24 protein-coding genes and 2 pseudogenes are annotated in these 21,554 nt (G+C 52.5%); 20 read left to right on the plus strand and 6 right to left on the minus strand.

The genetic code is table 11. The features are described 5' to 3' along the window. The first annotated feature begins 5 nt into the window (after window positions 1–5). The 10 genes and pseudogenes from IEV46_RS14995 to IEV46_RS15035 all read left to right on the plus strand — a co-directional run bounded on the left by IEV46_RS14995 (window position 6) and on the right by IEV46_RS15035 (window position 8,311). A complete protein-coding gene (locus IEV46_RS14995) occupies window positions 6–1,028 on the plus strand; it encodes an NADH:flavin oxidoreductase/NADH oxidase (RefSeq protein WP_188433359.1) in 1,023 nt (340 codons plus the stop codon). A 218-nt stretch (window positions 1,029–1,246) separates the two neighbouring features. Further along, window positions 1,247–2,833, plus strand: coding sequence for an FMN-binding glutamate synthase family protein (locus IEV46_RS15000; RefSeq protein WP_188433385.1), 1,587 nt, complete (start codon window positions 1,247–1,249; stop codon window positions 2,831–2,833). Between the two features lie 144 nt (window positions 2,834–2,977). Further along, window positions 2,978–3,077: pseudogene (locus tag IEV46_RS18710) on the plus strand (cation diffusion facilitator family transporter). Between the two features lie 142 nt (window positions 3,078–3,219). Further along, on the plus strand, window positions 3,220–3,441 hold the full coding sequence (locus IEV46_RS15005; RefSeq protein ID WP_188433360.1) for a DUF2508 family protein: 222 nt from the start codon (window positions 3,220–3,222) through the stop codon (window positions 3,439–3,441). 152 nt (window positions 3,442–3,593) lie between these two features. Then, window positions 3,594–3,758 (plus strand): hypothetical protein, encoded by a 165-nt coding sequence (locus IEV46_RS15010; protein ID WP_188433361.1) that lies wholly within the window; start codon window positions 3,594–3,596, stop codon window positions 3,756–3,758. Between the two features lie 121 nt (window positions 3,759–3,879). Continuing rightward, a complete protein-coding gene (locus tag IEV46_RS15015; RefSeq protein WP_188433362.1) occupies window positions 3,880–4,302 on the plus strand; it encodes a CoA-binding protein in 423 nt (140 codons plus the stop codon). A gap of 149 nt (window positions 4,303–4,451) precedes the next feature. Continuing rightward, window positions 4,452–4,634, plus strand: a complete 183-nt coding sequence (locus tag IEV46_RS15020) for a hypothetical protein (RefSeq protein WP_188433363.1) — start codon at window positions 4,452–4,454, stop codon at window positions 4,632–4,634. Between the two features lie 399 nt (window positions 4,635–5,033). Then, window positions 5,034–5,633, plus strand: coding sequence for a hypothetical protein (locus IEV46_RS15025; RefSeq protein WP_188433364.1), 600 nt, complete (start codon window positions 5,034–5,036; stop codon window positions 5,631–5,633). 485 nt (window positions 5,634–6,118) lie between these two features. After that, entirely contained in the window at window positions 6,119–7,324 is a 1,206-nt protein-coding gene (locus IEV46_RS15030; protein ID WP_188433365.1) for a Tm-1-like ATP-binding domain-containing protein, read from the plus strand. Window positions 7,325–7,615: 291 nt separating this feature from the next. Then, on the plus strand, window positions 7,616–8,311 hold the full coding sequence (locus IEV46_RS15035) for a tetratricopeptide repeat protein (protein WP_188433366.1): 696 nt from the start codon (window positions 7,616–7,618) through the stop codon (window positions 8,309–8,311). 330 nt (window positions 8,312–8,641) lie between these two features. On the opposite strand, the gene IEV46_RS15040 is transcribed toward IEV46_RS15035, so the two are convergent. Beyond that, entirely contained in the window at window positions 8,642–9,877 is a 1,236-nt protein-coding gene (locus tag IEV46_RS15040; RefSeq protein WP_188433367.1) for an aminopeptidase, read from the minus strand. Between the two features lie 355 nt (window positions 9,878–10,232). Between IEV46_RS15040 and nagA the strand changes: the two genes are divergently transcribed. From nagA to IEV46_RS15070, 6 genes are all read left to right on the plus strand, one after another. Next, window positions 10,233–11,396, plus strand: a complete 1,164-nt coding sequence (gene nagA / locus IEV46_RS15045; protein ID WP_188433368.1) for an N-acetylglucosamine-6-phosphate deacetylase — start codon at window positions 10,233–10,235, stop codon at window positions 11,394–11,396. Window positions 11,397–11,472: 76 nt separating this feature from the next. After that, window positions 11,473–11,772 (plus strand): DUF309 domain-containing protein, encoded by a 300-nt coding sequence (locus tag IEV46_RS15050; RefSeq protein ID WP_268235921.1) that lies wholly within the window; start codon window positions 11,473–11,475, stop codon window positions 11,770–11,772. A 193-nt stretch (window positions 11,773–11,965) separates the two neighbouring features. Then, window positions 11,966–12,538, plus strand: a complete 573-nt coding sequence (locus IEV46_RS18510) for a Myb-like DNA-binding domain-containing protein (protein ID WP_188433370.1) — start codon at window positions 11,966–11,968, stop codon at window positions 12,536–12,538. A 44-nt stretch (window positions 12,539–12,582) separates the two neighbouring features. After that, window positions 12,583–12,987, plus strand: a complete 405-nt coding sequence (locus IEV46_RS15060) for a hypothetical protein (protein WP_188433371.1) — start codon at window positions 12,583–12,585, stop codon at window positions 12,985–12,987. 63 nt (window positions 12,988–13,050) lie between these two features. Further along, window positions 13,051–13,398 carry a bacillithiol system redox-active protein YtxJ gene (ytxJ, locus tag IEV46_RS15065; protein WP_188433372.1) on the plus strand — a complete coding sequence of 116 codons (348 nt, stop codon included), beginning with the start codon at window positions 13,051–13,053 and terminating at the stop codon, window positions 13,396–13,398. Window positions 13,399–13,678: 280 nt separating this feature from the next. Then, on the plus strand, window positions 13,679–14,482 hold the full coding sequence (locus tag IEV46_RS15070; protein ID WP_188433373.1) for a YheC/YheD family protein: 804 nt from the start codon (window positions 13,679–13,681) through the stop codon (window positions 14,480–14,482). Between the two features lie 622 nt (window positions 14,483–15,104). Here IEV46_RS15070 and IEV46_RS15080 read toward each other — a convergent pair. Continuing rightward, complete coding sequence (locus IEV46_RS15080) at window positions 15,105–15,251, minus strand: hypothetical protein (RefSeq protein WP_188433375.1); 147 nt, start codon at window positions 15,249–15,251, stop codon at window positions 15,105–15,107. A gap of 200 nt (window positions 15,252–15,451) precedes the next feature. Between IEV46_RS15080 and IEV46_RS15085 the strand changes: the two genes are divergently transcribed. The 4 genes from IEV46_RS15085 to IEV46_RS15100 all read left to right on the plus strand — a co-directional run bounded on the left by IEV46_RS15085 (window position 15,452) and on the right by IEV46_RS15100 (window position 18,039). Then, a complete protein-coding gene (locus IEV46_RS15085; protein ID WP_188433376.1) occupies window positions 15,452–15,736 on the plus strand; it encodes a hypothetical protein in 285 nt (94 codons plus the stop codon). A gap of 109 nt (window positions 15,737–15,845) precedes the next feature. Beyond that, complete coding sequence (locus tag IEV46_RS15090; protein WP_188433377.1) at window positions 15,846–16,073, plus strand: ferritin family protein; 228 nt, start codon at window positions 15,846–15,848, stop codon at window positions 16,071–16,073. Between the two features lie 199 nt (window positions 16,074–16,272). Next, the gene (locus tag IEV46_RS15095) at window positions 16,273–16,572 is read left to right on the plus strand and encodes a spore coat protein (RefSeq protein ID WP_188433378.1); all 300 of its coding nucleotides are present in this window, start codon (window positions 16,273–16,275) and stop codon (window positions 16,570–16,572) included. Between the two features lie 33 nt (window positions 16,573–16,605). Continuing rightward, window positions 16,606–18,039, plus strand: coding sequence for an FMN-binding glutamate synthase family protein (locus IEV46_RS15100; protein WP_188433379.1), 1,434 nt, complete (start codon window positions 16,606–16,608; stop codon window positions 18,037–18,039). A 38-nt stretch (window positions 18,040–18,077) separates the two neighbouring features. Here the strand turns inward: IEV46_RS15100 and IEV46_RS18200 are convergent. The 4 genes and pseudogenes from IEV46_RS18200 to IEV46_RS15115 all read right to left on the minus strand — a co-directional run bounded on the left by IEV46_RS18200 (window position 18,078) and on the right by IEV46_RS15115 (window position 21,110). Next, window positions 18,078–18,179 (minus strand): annotated as a pseudogene (locus IEV46_RS18200) (cation diffusion facilitator family transporter). Window positions 18,180–18,238: 59 nt separating this feature from the next. Next, window positions 18,239–19,312, minus strand: coding sequence for an aminoglycoside phosphotransferase family protein (locus IEV46_RS15105; RefSeq protein WP_188433380.1), 1,074 nt, complete (start codon window positions 19,310–19,312; stop codon window positions 18,239–18,241). Window positions 19,313–19,317: 5 nt separating this feature from the next. Continuing rightward, on the minus strand, window positions 19,318–20,481 hold the full coding sequence (locus IEV46_RS15110; protein ID WP_188433381.1) for an iron-containing alcohol dehydrogenase: 1,164 nt from the start codon (window positions 20,479–20,481) through the stop codon (window positions 19,318–19,320). Window positions 20,482–20,579: 98 nt separating this feature from the next. Next, window positions 20,580–21,110, minus strand: coding sequence for an HXXEE domain-containing protein (locus IEV46_RS15115; protein WP_188433382.1), 531 nt, complete (start codon window positions 21,108–21,110; stop codon window positions 20,580–20,582). Between the last annotated feature and the right edge of the window lie 444 nt (window positions 21,111–21,554).

The following is a 21,554-nucleotide window of genomic DNA, read 5'->3' on the forward strand; positions in this document are numbered from 1 at the left end:
GAAATATGCCCGGTTTGTTGGATCCCGTCGAGTGGAAAGGATTGAAACTGAAAAACCGGATCATGATGTCCCCCATGTGCCAATACAGTGTGGAGGCGCGGGATGGTGCACCGGAAGAGTGGCACTATGTGCATTATGTTTCCCGTGCCGTGGGTGGAACGGGGTTGATCATGATGGAGATGACCGATGTCCATCCTGACGGACGGATCAGTGACCGGGATCTGGGACTTTGGTCCGATGAGCAGATTCCCGCTTTTCAGCGGATCATTCAGGCTTGTCAGCAATACGGGACCAAAGTGGGGATCCAGATTGCCCACGCCGGACGTAAAGCGGAATCGGAAAGTCTGCGGCCGGTGGCTCCCTCTGCGATTCCCTTCCGGGAGAATTTCCGTGTCCCCCATGAAATGACTCTAACCGAGATCCAAGAGATGGTGGAGCTTTTCGGGCAGGCGGCGGAGCGGGCGGTTCAGGCGGGGGTGGATACTCTGGAGATTCATGGTGCCCACGGTTATTTGATCCATCAATTCATCTCCCGCATCTCCAACCGGAGGACGGACGAGTACGGGGAACCGGATCGTTTCGCTTCGGATGTGATCCGAGCTGTTCGAAAACGGATCCCGGAATCGATGCCTTTGATGATGCGCCTCTCCGCTGTCGAATACGCCGACGGGGGATACACCCTGGAAGAGACGGTGGAGCGGTGCAAAAAATTCCGTGATCTGGGTGTGGATGTCTTTGATGTGAGTTCCGGCGGGGAGTCCCCGATGGGGCCGTCCCCAGTGCGGGCAGCCGCTCCGGGGTATCAGGTGCCCTTTGCTGCGACCATACGGCAGGAGGTCGGTGCCCCGGTGGTCGCCGTCGGTCGTCTGGATGACCCCCAGGTGGCGGAGATGGTGGTGCGAAACGGACAGGCTGATGTGGTGGCCATCGGCCGGGGCATGTTGCGCAATCCGTATTGGGCCAATGATGCAGCCCTTGCCCTTGGTCGGGAAAATATTCTTCCCCGTCCATATGGGCGGGCATTCTGAAAAGAAAGCCCGGCAGATCAACCATCGGTTGGGGGCCGGGCTTTCTCACGGATGTGTCTGTACAAGATTTTGGTGTCCACACACAATTTATTCATTTGCTATTATGGATGCGATATCCATCAGAATGGTTTGGGTGTTTGAGAAGATTTTGTGGCTGGCATGGAATCTGAAGGAAAGAGGGATATCTGTTGGAAAATCTGTTGAACTTGAACCTGGTCATGGACTTTTTCTTGATTTTACTTCTTTTACTACCAGTGGGGTTGTTGATCATTCTGTATGTGTTCGACCGGCGTCAAAAAGAGCACTCTATCCTTCGAAACTATCCGATTTTGGGCAAAATGCGTTATTTTTTGGAAAAAATTGGTCCGGAGTTGCGACAGTATCTCTTCAATAATGACAATGAAGGAAAACCCTTCTCCCGTAACCGGTATCAGCAGATCGTCAAGCGGGGAAAGTATCTTCAGGATCTGATCGGATTCGGTTCGGTGCGGGATTTTGGAGAACCGGGATACTATATTCGCAATACCCTATTTCCCAAACAGGAGGAGGAGCTTCGGGTGGACCGGGAACCGAAGATTCCGACCCAGGCTTATATTATCCACCACGACGGTTTGTTCTCCCGCAAAGAGAAAAGAAGGGAAGTGGAGGAACCCTCCTGGCTGTTGCCTGAACAGGATGCGGTGGTGATCGGTGAAGGATTAAAGCATCCCTTCCGCGTCCGGGGGCTGATCGGGATGTCGGCGATGAGTTACGGGGCACTCGGGGAGCGGGCTGTCATTTCTTTGTCCAAAGGATTGGCCCGGGCCGGAGGAACGTGGATGAACACGGGAGAAGGGGGGATTTCCCCCTATCACCAGGCCGGTGATGTGGATTTGATCATGCAGATCGGTCCCGGACTGTTTGGGATACGGGATCGGGAGGGAGACCTTGATTGGGAGGCCTTGCGGGAGAAAGCGGAAATGGAGCGGGTTCGGGCATTTGAGCTGAAATTGGGTCAGGGGGCGAAGCTCAGGGGTGGCCATGTGGATGGTTCCAAGGTGACCCCGGAGATTGCCCGCATTCGGGGAGTGGAACCGTGGCGAACCATTGACAGTCCCAACCGTTTCCGGCAATTTGACGATATTCCGTCCATGATGAACTGGATCAAAGTGATCCGCTCATTTACCGGTAAACCCGTGGGGATCAAAATCGTGGTTGGTGGTGGCGACACGTTGGAACCCTTAGTCCGATATATGGCAGAACAGGGTCATGGTCCTGACTTTATCACTGTGGACGGCGGGGAAGGAGGAACCGGTGCCTCTTATCAAGAACTGGCAGACGGGGTGGGACTTCCGGTCAAATCGGCTCTGATGCTGACAGATGCCCTGTTGCGCAAATACGGTGTGCGGGATAGGGTCAAACTGATCGCTTCCGGGAAACTGGCAACTCCCGATGAGATTGCGGTAGCATTGGGTATGGGGGCTGACTTGGTCAATATCGCCAGGGGTTTCATGATCAGTGTGGGATGCATCCAAGCATTGCGTTGCCACTCCAATGAATGCCCCGTCGGAGTCGCCACTACCGACCCCAAGTTACAACGGGCGCTGGTGGTGGAGGAAAAGGAATATCGGGTGACCAACTATGTGCTGGCCCTCCGCAAAGGCCTTTTCCGCCTCGCAGCGGCGGCGGGTCTGGAGTCGCCTGTGGAATTTGATCACAGGCACGTCGTGTACAAGGATGAAAAGGGGTTGACAACTTCCCTGGATGAGATCGTCCACACATTGATGGAAGATGGCAAGACCGTAGGTGTGGCTGTAGAAAGCTGATGAATGGATAAGCTTTCCGCCGGTCCGGGAAGTTCCGGACACGGCGGAATTTTTTTCAGTCGCCTGACAGAAGCGTTGTGAAAAAGCCGTCATACCCACAGGGCCCAAGTCGTGCCCAGGGCCGCTTCGCTCCCCGGTCACGCTATGCAGGGAGGGTTGGGTTTCACATGGAGTGATTTTGGCAGTTCAGAACAACGAAAAGGGTCATGTGAAATCCAATCCCGACCCACCCGGCCAACACTAAAATCACAACGCTTATAGTGCTTGTATCTGTTCCGGACGTAACGGGACTATTCAGGTGCCATAAGACATAGGGTGAAAAAAGGGATGAGAGATGATGGGGATGATGGAAATGCGGAGGAAACCGGTCAGAGAGGATGATGAATTTGCGTTTTTTCAACCGGGAAAAAGAATGTAAGTCCCGTTTTGAAGAGATTCGGGACGAGATGAATGAGACGCGCCGGGAGTGGGAACGGACCAAAGAACAGTTGGAACATCTCACCGATCCGGACCTGGTGGACAGTGCCATCTACCGGTTGAACTCTCTGGAAAAACGGTGTGTGTTTCTGATGAAGGAACTGAAGTCTTTGCATAGTAAAGTGGTTTGACACTGGCTCGCCGATGGCGGGCTTTTTTAGATCAGCGATCGGGATCGATTCAGAAAATTCGGGACTGCGTCCGGAAAGGAAAGACAGCGAATCATGCCGAAATGGTGGACGCAAATATCAGGCAGTCAGAAGAGGGAGGAAAAAAGACGTAGATGAAACCAATCGCAACGGGGCTTGTGTTGGTGGCGTTGGAGTTGATGGTCTCTTCCATCCCCGATGGTGGTAAATATAAAGTCCGGTCATCTTTTTTTCATCCGATGATCGGGATGGACTTGATCACAGATATTTTCAAGGTCTGGCGACGGGACAAGCTTTGATTATGGATGATTGGATGGAGAAAAAATGCGTTGGTTTTTTTCCATTTAAAATAGGAAGCGGTGGTTCCCAAGATACAGGTTTGGGGTATAGTTGGAATAGAAGGATGAGGAGGGAGTTTCATTGCATCAAAATCCGGATCATGACGAAATTCGAAGTCTGTTGAAAAGCGCAAATAACATCGCCGTGGTGGGCTTGTCAAACAAGCCGGACCGGACCAGCCACATGATCGCCCGTGCCCTGCAAGAGGCGGGCTACCGAATCTTCCCGGTCAATCCCGTCCTCAAGGAACCGGTCCTCGGAGAGAAGCCCTATGCCTCCCTTACGGAGATCAGGGAACCGATCGATATCGTCGATGTGTTTCGCAGGAGCGAATATTGTGTTCCGATTGCAAGGGATGCGGTGGCCGCCGGAGCCAAGGCATTGTGGTTGCAGCAAGGAATCGTGAACGAAGAGGCGGCTGCCATCGCCAGGGATGCAGGTTTGACCGTGGTGATGGATCGTTGTATCAAAGTGGATCATGCAATATTGTTGGGGAGGAGCTGACACCCGCCGAGACGGCGGGTGTTTTCCCACCTATCAGTTTCACCGTAGGATCTGTTGGTTGACAACTTGGTGAACACCGGAATCATATAATAAAATAGGATGTAGCTTCACAGAAAGACAGCACCATCCCTTTTCAAGAGGTGATCGCTGTGCAAATGATGAAATTGTCCACCCTCATCTTGACTGTTTCCCCTGAACTGTACGAACTGCTCCGTGAGGAAGAGCTGGAATCCGAAGTGATTGTCAGTGACCTCCGTAAGCTTAATAAGAAAGACATCAGTGAGATTATCGAACAAACCATCCAGCACTATCATCAGGCACATTACCACTAGAAGCATTGTGAATTCGTGCTGGCCGGGTCGGTCGGGATTGGGTTTCACATGGAGTGTCTTTGGTTCGAAATATTGCGCGAAATGTGAAACCCAACCCTGCCTGTGACATTTTCACAACGCCTCTCTAGAAACAGGGTGAAAGAGTCATCCCAGAAAGGTGTTCTTCCTATAACTGCTGTTTGACAGTGGCCATCCCGAGGGCCCAAATCAAATAATCCATCCCAACATTTCCGTCCTCCGATTAAATCAACCCCTTCACTAGCGTGAAGGGGTTATTGTGATCATCTCTTTTTATATAAAAAAGGACAAGATTCGTGATTTATTTTTTTAAATCGACACAAAAGTTTACTGTTCATACGAATGATTATATAAGGGAAGTAAAACAGAGGGGTTTGAAGTATGGATCGTAGAAGTTGGGCAGTACAGATTGGATGGAAACACCATCTCGTCGAGACAGATTTCAGTGAAGGAACCGGAACCATCCGGTTGAATGGAATTCTGATGGAACGATGGACCCTGGATGACGCCGTGGAATGCCATCGGTTGCTTGTCATCCGGGATCAAAGACTGGGGTTGCATCTGTCTAAAGACCACACGGGAAAATGCAACTGTGATTTGTCTTTAAACGGAATCTCCATTGAAACCGGTGAAAAGGTGGAAGCTTTTCTTCCCACCCCCTCAGGGGGAATTTGGAAACAGTGGTGTCTGCGGCTGGATAGCGGGCTTCACATCCTGTGTCTCGATCATTGTCTCCATATTCGGAGGACGGTTTATATCGACGGGAAATTGATGCTGGATATCCATTGTGAGGTTGAGGAAGAGGGGGACCACCTGTTTATGTTCAAGGGTTGCCAAATCGGGATTCACCTGCGACAGGTGGGGGAGGAAGGGTTTCTCTACCATGTGACTGTGGACGGGACTCCCCAGGATGTGGGGGAATTACCGGAGGATTCCGTTGAGAGGGAAGTGGAGTATGGGCGGAGTACTTTTTCCTTGTGAAGGGTCCGTTTTTTCGGTGTCGCCTAAACTTTTGGTTGGGAAACACTATGCTCTTTCCCGCTTCAGTTCCTTGGAACCTGGAAGGGTTATGAAAAACTCGTCACAGACAGGCTTGGCTTTTACATGATCGTTGGATCGCCAGAAATTTGTCTCCCGAATGTGAAACCCAATCCCGACCGCTTGGAAGGCACCAAATCACTACGCTTCTGGAAAAGATTCGAATTTGAAGGGATCCCGGGCAGCTGTCATCGATTCCGATCTTCCACTTGACGGATCCAGGGCGGTTTAATTGGATCCGGTTGTGTGGATGAGCGACTTGCACTCACAGGGAACAAGTGGAACCAGGAGTGGGCTCCCAAGGCCAGGCTGTGACAAGAGACGACTTCCCCGCTTGTTTCCTGGTTCGTCAACAGCCCTGAAATGGATTCTGTTTGATCTTGGAAATGTAACCACATGCAGTGAAAAGTATTTAGGGGGGTTGAACCGTGACCAAAACGATTGCAGTTATCGGTGCACTGGATACCAAAGGCAAGGATTATGCTTTTGTCAGGGAAGCGATCGAAGCCCGGGGGCACCGTGCCTTACTGATCGATGTCGGGATTCTGGGCGAGCCTTACATCCCTGCGGATATTCCAACGGAAAAAGTTGCGGAGGCCAGTGGTGTGACCCTGGAGGAGTTGAGAAAAAAAGGTGATAAGTCCTTGGCCATGCTGGTGATGACCAAGGGCGTGGCCAAGGTGGTGAAGGAGCTGTATATGGAGGGACGAATTGATGCAGGTTTTTCCATGGGAGGATCCAATGGGACCATCATCGGAACGGCGGCGTTGCGTGCTCTCCCCCTCGGAGTGCCCAAAGTGATGGTGAGCACTGTCGCATCCGGAGACACCCAGCCCTATGTGGGAGTCAGTGATGTGGTGATGTTCCCATCCATCCTGGATGTTTCCGGAGTGAACCGGTTCAGTGCTCAGATCTATGCCAATGCGGTTGGAGCTGTGTGTGGGATGGTGGAAACCCAAGTTCCAAAGATTGAGACCCGACCTTTGATCACAGCATCCATGTTTGGCAACACAACCACAGCAGTCAACCAATGTACTGAATTTTTAGGGGAAAAAGGTTACGAAATACTCGTCTTCCACGCCACCGGCACTGGCGGTCGCACGATGGAAGCTTTGGTGGAAAGAGGGTATATCTCCGGGATGCTGGATCTGACCACGACGGAGCTCGCCGATGAGTTGGTGGGCGGTGTCCTGTCAGCAGGTCCCGACCGGATGGCAGCGGCGGCAGAGCTGGGACTGCCCCAAGTGGTGGCTCCCGGTTGTCTGGATATGGTCAATTTTTGGGGGCTGGACAGTGTACCGGATGCATTGAGGGATCGTATCATCTATCAGTGGAATCCCAATGTCACCCTGATTCGGACCACTCCCGAGGAGAATGAACGTTTGGGTCGGATGCTGGCTCAAAAGGTGAACCGGGCTCAGGGGCCGGTGGCCGTTTTTCTGCCTTTGCAAGGGGTCTCCGCCTTGGATAGCAAAGGAAAGGAGTTTTGGTGGCCGGAGGCCGATGCCGCGCTCTTCGATGCAATTAAATCCCACATACGGGATGACATTCCCGTGATTGAACTGGATTGCAATATCAACGATCTTCAGTTTGCCGAGGCCGCCTCAAAGAAATTGTTGGAATTGATGGACTGATATTCAAACCATTGTACTGTTCACCTTCACCAAGGGATCAGGGGAATGGAAAACCGGAAGCCGTACCGTCTGGCAGTCCCAATCGTTTGGGGTTGCCAGACGGTTTTTCTTGACATGGAATCCGGAAGGGAGAGATTCACGGCGGCGGTGACTGGATGAAAACGTGGGTGAGTTTGTCGAAAGAGCGTGACAAAAATTGTCGAATGGGATAAAATCAATGTAACATGACAGGACACCAACCGGTGCGGACGGATCAAAAGGGGACAACAAACGGAAAAGGGGGAACTGCTGATGGCTGAAGGCACGGCAGCAAAAGCGGAAAGCGTACACCCAAAAACCCGGACATCAGATGTCGAGGGGACAGGGGTGGATTCCTATGCGGGGCAACAGTATGAGCTTGCTCGCACGAAGATGAGGAAAAAGCGATTTGCTGAAGCGCTGGCGGCTCTTGAAGAATTGAAAATGGCGGATCCCTTCCATGTTCAGGGGCATCTGCTCCGGGCGCAGATCTTGCAGGCACTGGGTCGGATGGAGGAATCCCGGTCCCTTTTTGAAAAAATTTTGTCACAATACCCGGATCATAGCGAGGCTTACCGGGAATATGGCTGTTTTTTGCTGTCGGAAGGTGCACCGGAGACGGCACAGGCTCATCTGTTGAAAAGTTTGACTCTCAATCCGAAGGATGCGTTTGCTCATGCACTTCTTGCGGAAGTTTATACGCTTACGGGGCGCAAAGAACAGGCTTTTCTCCATCTGGAAATCGCATCCCGATTCCGAACGGAGGAGATCCGCTATTTTGAAGTATATGCACGGGTGCTTTCCCGTCTGGAAGAATTGACGGAAGAAGTCCACTTTTTAAAAGAAGCCGTTTTCACTCATACGGACAACCGCATTGCCAAGGCGCGTTTCAAGAAGGCGATGCGGGCTCAACGGCGGGAAAAAAGGGGATTGCCTGTTTTTATGCGTTTTTTGAGAGTTCGTTCCTGAAACCGGAAAAAAACAAATCAAAAAATTTTCAAACAAACGTCGACAAAATTCGAAACATATGTTATGATAAATCTGTAAGCGAGGTTGACCTCCTTGCTTATGCTACCACGCTTCTTAACTCCTTAATCTTGACCCTCTTTCATGTGGCCAGGTGGTTTCCATCCTGGTCTTTTTCCTTTTTGTCGGTCCTTCTCTTCTTCCCCAAATGGGATGGAATTAAACCCTCTGTCAAATAGATATAGGAGTTCTACTCTCTCACTCTGCCATAGACAGGGTCAGAGAAAATGGCGGCCTCTTTCCTGCCGGATTTAGAGGCCGCGTCACAGATACTCATGAGGTGAGCGCCCAATTTCCTTTTCGGAAGATCGGCTCCCAGATCCCCTCATCCGTTTTGCCGTCAATGTCCAGGTCGGCGGAGCCGATCATAAAGTCCACATGGGTCATACTTTCATTTAATCCGGCTTTTCTCAATTCTTCCGGTGACAGTTCCGTTCCCCCTTCGATACAGGTGGATATGGCTGATCCAATCGCCAAATGGCAGGAGGCATTTTCATCGTACAGGGTGTTATAGAAGATAAGATCGGTATTGGAAATCGGGGAATCATGGGGAACCAGTGCGATCTCCCCCAGATATGCGGCTCCTTCGTCGATTCCGATCATGGATTGAAGGGCGTCTATTCCCTTTTCCGCAGATATCCCTACAATTTGTCCGTTCTCAAACCGCAAGCTGAAGTTTTCAATCAGATTTCCCTGATAGCTTAAAGGTTTGGTGCTGCGAACTGTTCCCCGGGTTCCCAGCCTCAGCGGAGCAGTGTACACCTCTTCAGTGGGGATGTTGGGATTAAACAGGGTTCCCCGTTCATTTTTGGCGGATCCGCCGCACCAGATATGGTGATCGGGCAATTCCACGATTAAATCGGTACCAGGGGCTTGATAGTGGAGTTTTTTATACCTTTTTTGATTCAGAAAAGCGATTTTTTCTTGCAGGAAGGCGTTATGCTTTTTCCACATGCCCTCGGGATCTTCCTGATCCACCCGGGTGGCTTGAAAAATTGCGTTCCAAAGTGCCTCCACAGCCTTTGCTTCCTCTTTTTCTGGAAACACTCTCTTCGCCCATGAGCGGGAGGCCGCTGCGATGATACACCAGCTCATTTGATCTGAAAGCATAGATTTCCGCCACTTTTTCAAGGCGATTCCCGCTGCTTTTGAGGCGGCGCTGATCCTGTCTGCATCCACCCCTTTCAACCATTCGGGATCGTTGGATTCAATCACAAGATAGGCACCGCCCTTTTCCGCCAGTTCCTCCCGGCCCATCGCCTGCCAACGCGGATATTCATCAAAAGCTTCCGTTGGCGCCAACTCATATTTCAAGCGTGTGCAAATTGGATCCTGCCACTCGATATACACCTGTTTGGCACCGGCTTGGTAGGCTTTCTCGGTAATCAGCCGCACAAATTCCGCGGTATCTATGGAGGCACTGATCATCAGTGTTTGCCCCGGTTCCACATTAACCCCCACTTTGACGGCCAATTCCGCGTACTTTTCCAGTTGTTGATAAAAAGACATGAAGTATCCCTCATTTGCTTTAATTTAAAGTTGTGTCCTTTTCCAATTTAGCTGAAAACTCCCCTACCGACAACATGCTGGTTGAATAGCGGTGAGGTGTCCCCGGATGCGGCGGCCGGTTCGATAGGGCGGCCAGAGGTGCTGTGAAAAATCTGTTACAGGGAGGCGTGGATTTCACATATGAAGCGTCTTTGGATCACCAGAACTTTGTGCCTGAATGTGAAACTCGATCCCGACCGACTCGAAGAGTATGGAGTCACAACAATTCTAAAAAGTCTATTCGCTTTGACAAGGCAAGGGTTCGGCGGTAAGCTGATGGAAATCCCATATGTCTCGGCAATAGGAGGAGTTGGAAGTGTTGAACCGGACAGGGCGGAAAGTGTTTCGGGGAAAAGTGATTCTTCCCGAGGGCATGCTGGAGGAAGGAATGGTAGTGACTGAAGGGGAACAGATTCGATATGTCGGTTCCCCTCTCTTTTTTGAAGGGGTGGAAGAAGAAGTTCGGGTGGATGGATGGATTTGGCCGGGTTTGATTGACCTCCATGTGCACGGGGCCGGCGGGAGTGACGTGATGGATGGAACCCCCGAGGCTTTGCACAGGATTTCAAACACCTTGGTTGCTCATGGAGTAACCGGTTTTCTGGCGACGACAGTCACGATGGATAAACCGCGATTGGAACAAGCCATTCTCAATGCCGTTGAACATGCTTCCGAAGTGAAGGGAGCTGAGATCCTCGGTGTCCATATGGAGGGGCCTTGGATCTGTCCGGCCAAACGGGGAGCCCAAAATCCGGAGTACATCACAGATCCCCTGCCGACAGATGCCAGATGGGTGTTGGATGTGGCCGGGGACAGTCTCCGTCTGATCACCCTCGCTCCCGAGCGTCCCGGAGCTCTTGATCTGATCCGGAGGTTATCCCAGCAGGGGGTCGTCATCTCCATCGGCCACTCCTCCGCCACACATGAGGAAATGGAGGCTGCTGTGGAGGCCGGTGCTTCCCACGTCACCCACATTTTTAACGGAATGACCGGTTTGCATCATCGGGAACCGGGGGTGGCGGGGACCGCGATGGTGGATGAGCGGCTTACGGTGGAATTGATCGGTGACGGGTTTCATGTGCATCCGACGGTGATCAAACTTCTGGCACGGGTCAAACAGACAGATGGACTGATTTTGATCTCGGATGGGATGCGGGCAGTAGGCCAACCGGAAGGAATTTATGACCTTGGCGGATTAAAAGTGCGGGCCGAGGGGGGGAAAGCGACTCTGGAAGACGGAAGTCTGGCCGGCAGTTTGCTCACATTGGATCGTGCCGTTCACAATATGGCCCGCTATGGAGGAGTTCCCCTATGGAAGGCGGTGAGAATGGCTTCCCTTGCCCCCGCCCGGCGTCTGGGATTGGACCTGGACCGGGGCAGCCTGGAGACTGGGAAGCGGGCGGACCTGCTCATCACCGATGAATATGGAAGGGTCATTCGTGTATGGATCCGGGGAAGAGAGGTTCCGATTCACTCTTGATCCAGAGAGACAGAATGTATCATCCACTCTACTGTCGATCTTTCCGATATTACCATGACGGATTGTATTGGAAGAATTGTGGCAAACCCGACGGCATGACGATTTCTATCACGGACTGATCCAGGTTGCGGCTCTCATGCATCAGTTGAAGAGGGGAAAAGTCCGAGGTGCCCGTAAATTGGCCACCACTGCCATCGGTTATTTGGCTCCTTTTTCCCCGGAAAAAAAGGGTGTGAATGTGGCAGAGGTCTTGCGTAGGCTTAAGAAGAGATACCTGAAGTTGCGCGGATCATCGATCCTTCCGATGTGGAAGCCTTGGACCCCGCTGTCTGTCCACTGCCCCGTTTATCCGTTGAATTTGTGGAGGAATATATGAATCACCAGGACCGTTGATTCATCCTCTTCAACGCACCTGGTATACCCCGCCGGGAAGGAAACCCTGCCCGGTGATTTTTTATGGAGAAAAACAGATCTGAAGTGGAAAATCCCACAACAGACAACATATTGGAACAGGACGGCCGTCCGAAGCATAGTATACCGATAGAATGCGCACCAAAGGAGGATTTGATATGAAAGGGCGCTGTTGGACGGAAGAAGAAGATCGATTGTTGGCCGAAACAGTTCTTCGTTCGGTGAGAGAAGGCGGCAACCAACTGGACGCCTTTCAGGAAGTGGCAGAAAAGATCAACCGGACCCCTGGGGCCTGCGGATTTCGGTGGAATGCCGTTGTCAGGAAGCGGGAAGCCGAAACCTTTCGGAAAGCCAAAAAAGAGCGGGTGGAAAATCAACTGAAACGGAAGAGGAAGCCTTCCATTACTATAAATGATGTGATTCGCCAGTTGAAAGAATTTGAAGCGGAATACCTCTCCACCCGCGAAAGGTTGTCTGAATTGGAGAAGAGACTGGCGGAAAAAGAGAAGAAGCTGCAGGCGGCAGAGGCGGAACACAGCCGATTGACTGAAGAATGGAATGCCTTTGAGAGCTTCCAGAATGAAATTAAGGATCGGTACACCAGTCTGCTTCGCCTTTTTCAAACTGCACGCCAATTGGAGACGACGGGTCGTAGGGAAATCCTGGGGGAAGAGACTGAATACAAAGAAATCGGGGCTGGAGTCGAGTCGAAGACGGAGGCGGAATCATAACATGTTCTATACAGGACGGAGGTCAGAGAAAAGAGGTGCAAGATGTGTCCCGTCCCTGGAACCCGAAAGAAGATCGATTCCTTCTCTCCATACTGGATGATGGCAGAGAATTGGGGATGAGCCGAAACCAAAGCTTCGCAAAAGCCGCGATGAAGTTGAGGCGCAGTCCCCGTGCATGTCTCACCAGATGGAAAGCATTAACCGTCCGTGACAAGAGTACAGTCACTGTCAGAGCCAACCGGCCGGATTTCCCTCATCTTCGGGACCGGATCAGACAGCTGGAACAGAAACTGGATACCAACCAAACACAGATGAGGGAGCTGATCAAGGAAAATCGCAGGATGCGGGAAGAGATGAAGTTTTTTGAGATTATGCTTCTGGAGGAATACCAGTTGCTGATCAGCCTCCTGGAAAAGAAACAAAACAGCGCCAGACTTCACCACTTCTGAGATTCCCAGAGGCAAAAAGATAGGGTAAGATGATGGTACAGTTTGCACAGAGGAGTGGGATAAATGGCGGGATGGAAAGAGATTACAACATTGGAAGAATGGGAGCAGCTCCTCCGTCAATCGACGGAATCCCCCGTCCTGGTCATGAAGCACAGCACCCGCTGTTCAGTCAGTGCCGAGGCTTGGGAGGAATATCAAACATTCGTGTCCACTATGGCTCCTGAAACGGTGGAATATGTCATGGTCAAGGTGATCGAGTCCCGGCCGGTTTCCAACCGGATCGCCGAGGATCTGGGTGTTCAACATAAATCTCCACAAACTATTCTGGTGAAAGACGGGAAAGAAGTCTGGAATACATCCCACTGGCATATTACAAAAGAGTCGCTGACAAATGCATTGAAGGCCGTCTGACATCTATTTTAGAAGTTTTGTGATTTAAATCGTTCTCAGGGTCGGGTTGGGTTTCACATTCCGGCACAAAGTTCTGGTGATCCAAAGAAGTTTCATGTGACTCCCAACCCTCCCTGCATAGCGTGACCGGGGAGCGAAGCGGCCCTGGGCACGACTTGGGCCCTGTGGGTATGACGGCTTTTTCACAACACTTTAAGCGGGCATCCGTAACCGGTTGCCTTTTTTTTAACCCCATCCGGGCATCTGTCATAAGCTGGTGGAGAGAGGAGGGGGAATTCCAATGACTGACGATGGACAGCGGGAAAGATCTCTGAGCAAATGGGAGATGTATCAGTTCCTGCAGAATGAAAGGGCAGATCGGTATGTCCGACTTCCCGAGACCAAGCCGTTGTCGGGGGAAAGCTTGCGGAAGATGCTGAAAAAGTTTGGGGATGTATACATCAAACCGGATAAAGGGTGTGGGGGTGAGGGCGTCAGCCGGTTGAGAATCTGTCAAAATGGGACGGAATGGACCTTTCAGGGGGAAAAGCGGAAGCATAGATCGGGGACAGAGAAGGAAATGATGAAATTACTTCTGAACCATTATGAAGAAGAGTGCATCGTGCAACAGACTGCACCCTTGGATCGATATGAAGGTAAGCCCTTTGATATCCGGGTTCATATGCAGAAGGAGACGGACAGCTCCTGGGTGTATGCGGGAGAAGTGGTCCGGGTCGGGGGGGAGGGGGGGATCGTGTCCAATGTGGAGATCAGCGGCGGATCGGTGTTTCCGTTGGAATCGGTGTTCACTGATGGGAAGACCCGGTCGGTGTTGCGGACTCAGATGAAAGAGATGGGAATAGCTTTATGCCGGATGATGGAGAAATGTCTCCGATTTCTGGAAGCGGGCTTGGACATCGGCATCGAAAAAGGTGGGGAGCTCTGGTTGTTGGAGGTGAACACGGATGACGACCATGGAGGACCCAGCCATGATCTGTTCAGAACCTTGCCCGACCCGCAATTGTATGATGAGATCCGTGCCCGGTATGCCCGGACTGCCGGGATGCCCGACTGGTTGCGTGAGTGGCTGTTTATGGAAAATTAGAAGACAAACCCCCGGTCACAGCCGGGGGCCTCCGATGGTGGGGCGATCAGTAGCCCCAAATGCCAACCAGGGCGAAGATAGTGGCGATCACGAGCAGGAAGAGTAACAAGCGGCCGAGACCAAATCCATACCCGTAGTTCCCGTAGCCCATGGAAACACCCCCTTTCATCAGACAAAAACATGTTCAGGGGGGATCTGGAATCAGTAACCCCAGACGCCGACCAGGGCAAAAATGGTGGCGATGACAAGCAGGAAAATGAGAAGGCGGCCAAGGCCGAATCCGTAACCAGAGTACCCGGACATGGATTTCCCCCCTTTTTTCGATGGTTGATAAACGATTGAGGCAGGAAGCCTGCCGTTTTATGAGAAAGGGATGACTCCCTTTTCTCCCACGATCTTTCCAAGTGGATCATCAGAGTATCGGTGATGTTCAGGTCTTCTCCGGTCAGGGACCGACCAAGATGAAGATGGTTGTAATCACCAATAAATACAGGAGTAATCGACCCAACCCGATGCCATAGTACCTGCCGGACATGATTGATTCCCTCCTTCTCTCTTTTCTGTTACACTATGCACCCCTCGGGTGAAGTGTACAGGCGGATATCCCGGGGATCCGGTTTTTTTAGAAGGCACCCACAAACCAGAAGATAACCGGGATCACGAGAAGGAACAACAGCAGGCGTCGGAGACTTCCACCTCCGTATCCATATCCTCCGTAACCATAGCCGGATCCATAGCCGTAACCGTAGTAGCCGCCGGGATAATACATGGATGACTCCTCCTTTCGATTAAAAAACCCACCGGGGGCTTTACTGTCAGCTTATTCAAAACTGTTGACAACTGTTTCGGCTTCTGAAGAGTTCCCAGGACCATGGACGCCCAAATCTAAGGGGATTTAGACAAATACCCGCGCCCTGTTCATCCCATCGGCATATGGTGAAGGGACCACGGATTAGCGGAGGGATGGAAATGCCGGGCAAAGGTCCTTCTACCAAAGAGATGACTCAACTGATTAACAATGTGATGGGCCATAACGTCCTGACGGAACAACAGTTGAAACAGATCCTTCAGGGAGCAAAACGGGTTCATGAGCGGGGCGGAATGCCTGCGGTTTTGGACTACCTGATGAAGGTGACTCGGGTGGATGTGGATCGGAGGGAACTGGAACAATTTGCTGAAAGTGTTCAGAGGAACCCTCAGATGGGAATGGACATATTGCATGGGAAACGAAAGGCACCCCGGAAAAAAAGATAAGATAGCCTGCGGCCTGTCGGGGAAACGGCAGGTCTTTTTTTACTTCGTCAATAATCGTTGAGGAAATGATCCATACTATCATGGAATCAACGGGAAGGTGGGGAGGATCATGGAACAATTGACACAATTGGAACTTTTGCATTTACAGGATCTGATTGAAGCGGAAGCATTGGCTGTCCGCAAGTGTGAGCTGTATGAAAAAAAGTGCAAGAGCGATGAGCTGAAAGGATGGTTTCGGGAGGCGGCCCGACTCCATCGCGATCACGTCGGGCGGATTTTGACACAACTCCGCAACCATGACGGGAGGGAACGGGAAGATCTTCCCCCTGTTCACTAGAGATTGTTCACAGGGAAGTGTCGGGTTTCACATGGAGTGATTTTAGCAGTTCAGATAACGAAAAGGTCATGTGAAACCCCATCCTGACCATCTCGGACACCACTAATTCAGAACACTTCCAGTGTCCCTTCAGCGAACAGTGGTGGAAAATCGCAGAAGGGCAGTGGGGATTTTAAGTCCAAGGAGGAAGGTAATAAAAATGGAACTGTTGGAACGGGAAATGGCGCAGGATCTGTTGATGATGGAAAAACAACTGGTCCAGGAGATCACACACACGGAAGCCCATTGCGCCAATCGCACGCTCCGGGAAGCCATGCATCAGATGCACACCGACACAGAGGAATTGCATATGCGTCTGTTTCACACTATGCACCGAAAGGGATGGGTGCAAACTTCCACAGCCGGGCAGCAGGAGATCGAAAGCACGATCCTGCACTGGGAACAACAGCAGTTGAAACAGTCGGAGTTGGGCGGAAACCATCATGGAAAAGACCGTTGATTTTTGGACAGTCAGGTGGGAGGAGGGAACCATATGTTGTCATGGCTGGTGAAATGGGTCACCAACGGGGTGGTCGATTCTGTGTTGGACCGGGTGATCCAGGATCCTTATACAGAGAATCTGTTCTCTTTTGTCACCATCGCTCAAAAATTGACCCCGCGGGCCATTGTGGAGGCGACCATGCGGGCGGAGTCGGGCAAGCCCATTCAACGTCCCTTGGGCAGTCCGGTAATTCGTTCCCCCTGGGATCAACTCACATTCAATCCGGTCCATTTGTACCGGATGCCCACACCCGACGGGGTCGGCATTCACACCGGTACCACCATCGGTCCCCGGGCGGCCAGGCCGCTGAATCTGGAGATTCCCATCCTGATCTCCGGCATGTCCTATGGAGGGGCGTTGGGATTGAAGGCCAAACTGGGACTGGCCCGAGGGGCCAGCCTGGCGGGGACAGCCACCAATTCAGGGGAAGCTCCCTTGGTTCCGGAAGAACGTCGGGAAGCCAAATATTTTATCGGCCAGTACAACCGGGGTGGATGGATGAACGATCGTAAATCTCTGAGTCAACTGGATGCCATCGAAATCCAGCTGGGTCAGGGAGCGCAGGCGGCGGCGCCGATGGGGACTTCTTCCTGGCAGATGGACGAGCCCTTTCGCAAGCGGTTTGGCATTCCCGACGGAGAGGATGCTCCCATCCACACCCGATTGGAGGGGGTGGACCGACCCGAGGATTTTCCACCTCTGGTGCGGTCTCTGCGGGAAACCTACGGGGTGCCGGTGGGATTGAAAACTTGTGCCGGCCACTATTTGGAGCGGGAAATCGATATCGCACTGGAGGGAGGGATCGACTATATTGTGGTGGATGGGGCGGAGGCGGGAACCCACGGAGGTCCGACCATTCTCCAGGACGATGTCGGACTGCCCACATTGTTCGCCCTGGGCAGGGCCATCCGTCACCTGGAGAAGCAGGGGGCGAAGCGGGATGTTTCCGTCATCGCCGCTGGCGGCCTGACCACGCCGGGTCATTTTCTCAAAGCGTTGGCCTTGGGAGCAGATGCCGTCTATATCGGGTCGATCGCATTGGTAGGGATGCTTCACACCCAGTTCAATTTGGCTTCCCCCTTGGAACCGCCGGTTCAGGTCCTTTTATACCAAGGCAAGTTCAAAGAGGATTTCAATGTGGAACAAGGTGCCGAACATCTGGCCAAATTTCTTAAATCCTGTGTGGAAGAGATGAAAATGGTCGCCTACGCCCTGGGAAAATCCGATCTCATGCAGATCGACAGGCGAGACCTCGTCTCCCTAGATCGGGAACTGGCCCGACTCCTGGGGGTGGATTACGCGGGTCATCCCCGGGAAGAGCAACATCTCGCTTGGACGGAGGAAGAGAAACCTTGGGAGTTTCCAAAGGTTTCCGAAGTGTACCCGGCTGAGACAGGGGAAAACGCCCCGCCCCCCCATCATTGATCCGGCGGAAACGGTCCAAACGCTAAAAGTGTTGTGATTTAGTATTTCCTGAGTCGGTCGGGATTGGGTTTCACATGTCGTTTTCGTTGTTCTTACGATCCAAAATCACTCCATGTGAAACCCAACCCTCCCTGTGACATAGTTTTTCACAACGCTTCTAACCCCCTCTCCAGCTTCGGGAGAGGGGGTTGTCATCCTGTCATCCGATATCGGCCGTCAGTCGGTCCAACTCCGCCAGGAATCGTACCAGGCGTTGCTGGATGATCGGAGGAGCTCCCATTCGCAGGCGCGTCCGTCGGGTAATGTCTCCTTGCAGGATCCGCCAGTGGGCAGTGATCTCATCGAAAACCCACAAGAGATGTTCCAGGCGAATGGAGTGAAGAAGTGATTCAGATCCGTCGGCATAGCCCCGGAGAAAACCTTCGGCGATGGCATCGAGGGTGTCCGGCTTCCAGTGGGCGGCGTGCCGCTCATAGCGGGGAGCGTCCAGATAGGCCGGTAACAGCAACGAATAGCAATGGTAAAAAAATGCGGCGTAGCGTGTTCCGTCATCCAGTCGCGGGACGGGGTCGATGATCCCGGTCAACCTGCCGCCGCTTCCCATCCAGTTTTCCGGGGTGAGATCCCTGTTTACCAGAGAAGCCCGATCCCATCGGCGGGAGGAAAGAGCCCGCTCCAAAGACCTTTCCGTCCGGGGTCGGTCAAAAGGCAGATCTGAGGCGGCTAGCCTGCCGTAATTGCGGAGCATGTCATCGTTTTTTTCTTGCAGGATCAGCGCCGGCGGACGAAGATCTTCCCCGATCAGTTTATTTCCCTTTGGGATCGGTTCCCCCCATCCTTCCAGTTCCGGCTTCTGCCTGTGCAGTTGTCGGTAGAATTCACCCAGATCCCGACCCAGATCCAGCGCTTCTTCTGCACAGAGATGCTTGATGGGGACGGTCTCACCCAGGTCGCTCTCCACCGTAAAGGTATTTTCCGGGTCGACCTTATAGTAGTAGCGGGTGGGACAGATCCCTTGTCGACACCGGTTGGCGGCGCGGTAGAAGAGGGCGACGGATTCATATTCGGCAATCCACTCTTTCTCATCAAAGGGCACCTGTTCTCCGTAGACGTTCTTCTTTTTCAGACGGACCACCAGCGATTCACCTGTGAAAAGCGTTACCCGGTAAGCCCGGTGCCAGGCCCCCTCCGCCAGCAGCCGGAACCGGAAACCTGATTCGATGGGAACATCGCTGAAACGGAGTGCGGCCCGAATGCGTTCTTCTGCAGTCATGTCCATCACAGGGACTGGCGCAAAATGGACAGAACGTCATCGCGGTCCAGCTGTTTCACACGGCCGAAGGGACCGTTGGCCATGGCCCGGTCGGCCATCAGGTCCAAACGGCTGTCATCGATGTCATAATCGGCCAGACGGGAGGGTGCACCAAGATCCGACCAAAAACGGCGCAGGCGCTGGATCCCTTCCAGGGCCGCCTCTTTTTTGGACTTACCGGCAGGGTCCACATCAAACACCCGGATCGCTAACTGGTGGCAACGATCCACGTTTTCGTCCAGGGTGTGCTTCATCCAATGGGGAAAGAGGATGGCCAGTCCTCCGCCATGGGGAATATCGTAGACTGCGGAGACCGCATGTTCAATATTGTGAGTGGCCCAATCCCCCGGTGTCCCCATGGACAACATCTTGTTCAGGGCGATGGTGCCACAGTAGAGGATGGTTTCCCGGTGTGGATAACTGTGCAGATCCTCCAACAGTTTGGGAGCAGTCTCCATCACCGTCCGCAGGACGGACTCACACATCCGATCTTGGAGAGGTGTATTGGGAGTGACATGGAAATATTGTTCAAACACATGGGACATCATGTCCACGATCCCGTAGACGGTCTGGTCCCGGGGAACGGAGAAGGTGTAGACGGGATCCAGAATGGAGAATTGCGGAAAGGTGTACGGACTTCCCCAGCCATACTTCTCCTGAGTCTCCCAATTGGTGATCACGGAGCCGGAGTTCATTTCCGATCCGGTGGCCGCCAGGGTGAGCACCGTCCCAAAGGGAAGAGCACCCTTCGCCTCAGCCTTCCGGGTGATGATGTCCCAGATATCGGCCTCTGAAGCGGCTCCGGCGGCAATGGCTTTGGTGCAATCGATTACACTGCCGCCGCCGACGGCCAGAAGAAACTGGATCTGCTCCCGTCGACAAATCTCGATTCCCTTGCGCACGGTGGCCAAGCGGGGATTTGGCTCCACTCCCGGCAACTCGGTGACAACAGCACCCAGCTCATGAAGCAGTGTCAAAACTTCATCATAGAGACCGTTTCGTTTGATACTGCCCCCTCCGTAAACCAGAAGCACGTTTTTTCCGTAACGGGGCAGCTCCTGCTGCAGCTGTTCCAATTGTCCTTTTCCGAAATGAAGACGGGTCGGGTTGTGAAAGGTGAAGGGTTGCATGGAATGCATCTCCTTTGAACCGGTGAAATTTCCGGCGAATGATCCGGAACGATTCCTATTTTACCCGATTTGGCAACGGGGATCATCCGGGCCCTCCCTCACCCAAACAGGAGCTCCACCCCTTTTCCCAAAGAGTGGGCGAGGAGGGAGAGGATCGGAATGAGGGGAATCGCCACCCACAGCATGGTGTTCAGCTGTTTCCGGTGAAAGGCTCCGGTTTGTACCGCCCTTTTCAAAAACCAGAGGCAGTAAGGGAGATTGAGCAGAAGGGCGGTGATCAGTCCGGGTTGGTAATGAAGACTGATCAGGGAGATCAGGATGTGACTGATGGCATTAATGAACAATACCCCCGCAATGAAATGGAGCAGCAGCACATCTGTTGCTCTTTGTCGGATACAGGCGGAGTAAGCCACCCACCAGACGAGAAGGGTGAGCAAGGTGGTGGCGACCGCCATCTGAGGGACACTCGGAGGAAACAGGGAGGAGAGCGCAGGGAGAAAGTTGAAAAGCGCATCAGGTACAGCAGCCTCCTCGATCCAGAATGTCTCTTCCAAGTTGTGAAGTGTGACCAGAATAGGGATCATCCACAAAAAGGTCGTCTCTGCCGACCGATTGAAACCGGCGGCCATCTCGATTCTCCTTTCCCGGATCTGTCACGGATCCTTCTTCTCTGTATTTCGGGACTCCCAGCGCGGTGGGGAATCCATGTGGGCTGCCTCACTTTTCGGTTTGGAAAATCGGTTGCGATGTCGACAAATTTCCCGGAAATTCGGCAAAAACTCTTCTCATTTTCGCAATCTCGTTTAAAATAGGAAGTAGGTAATGTTTGGTTACCCTTATACATGAACTCCCCCGGTAAGCCGACCCGCGGGGTGTGCTCCAACAAGACTGGAAAGGCAGGGATCAGGATGGATTCACAAAAGAAGCGCATGATGACAATTATTCTCCGGATGATCAAAGAAGTGTACCAGACAACAGTCCAACTGGAGGATGTGCTCCATTGCGGCAGTGTGCAGATCCTGGCGCGGGACTTTGATCCCATGAATGAATTATTGGAGGCCGTGGAGTATCCC

Source organism: Kroppenstedtia guangzhouensis (assembly GCF_014637345.1).
GTDB classification, from domain to species: domain Bacteria; phylum Bacillota; class Bacilli; order Thermoactinomycetales; family DSM-45169; genus Kroppenstedtia; species Kroppenstedtia guangzhouensis.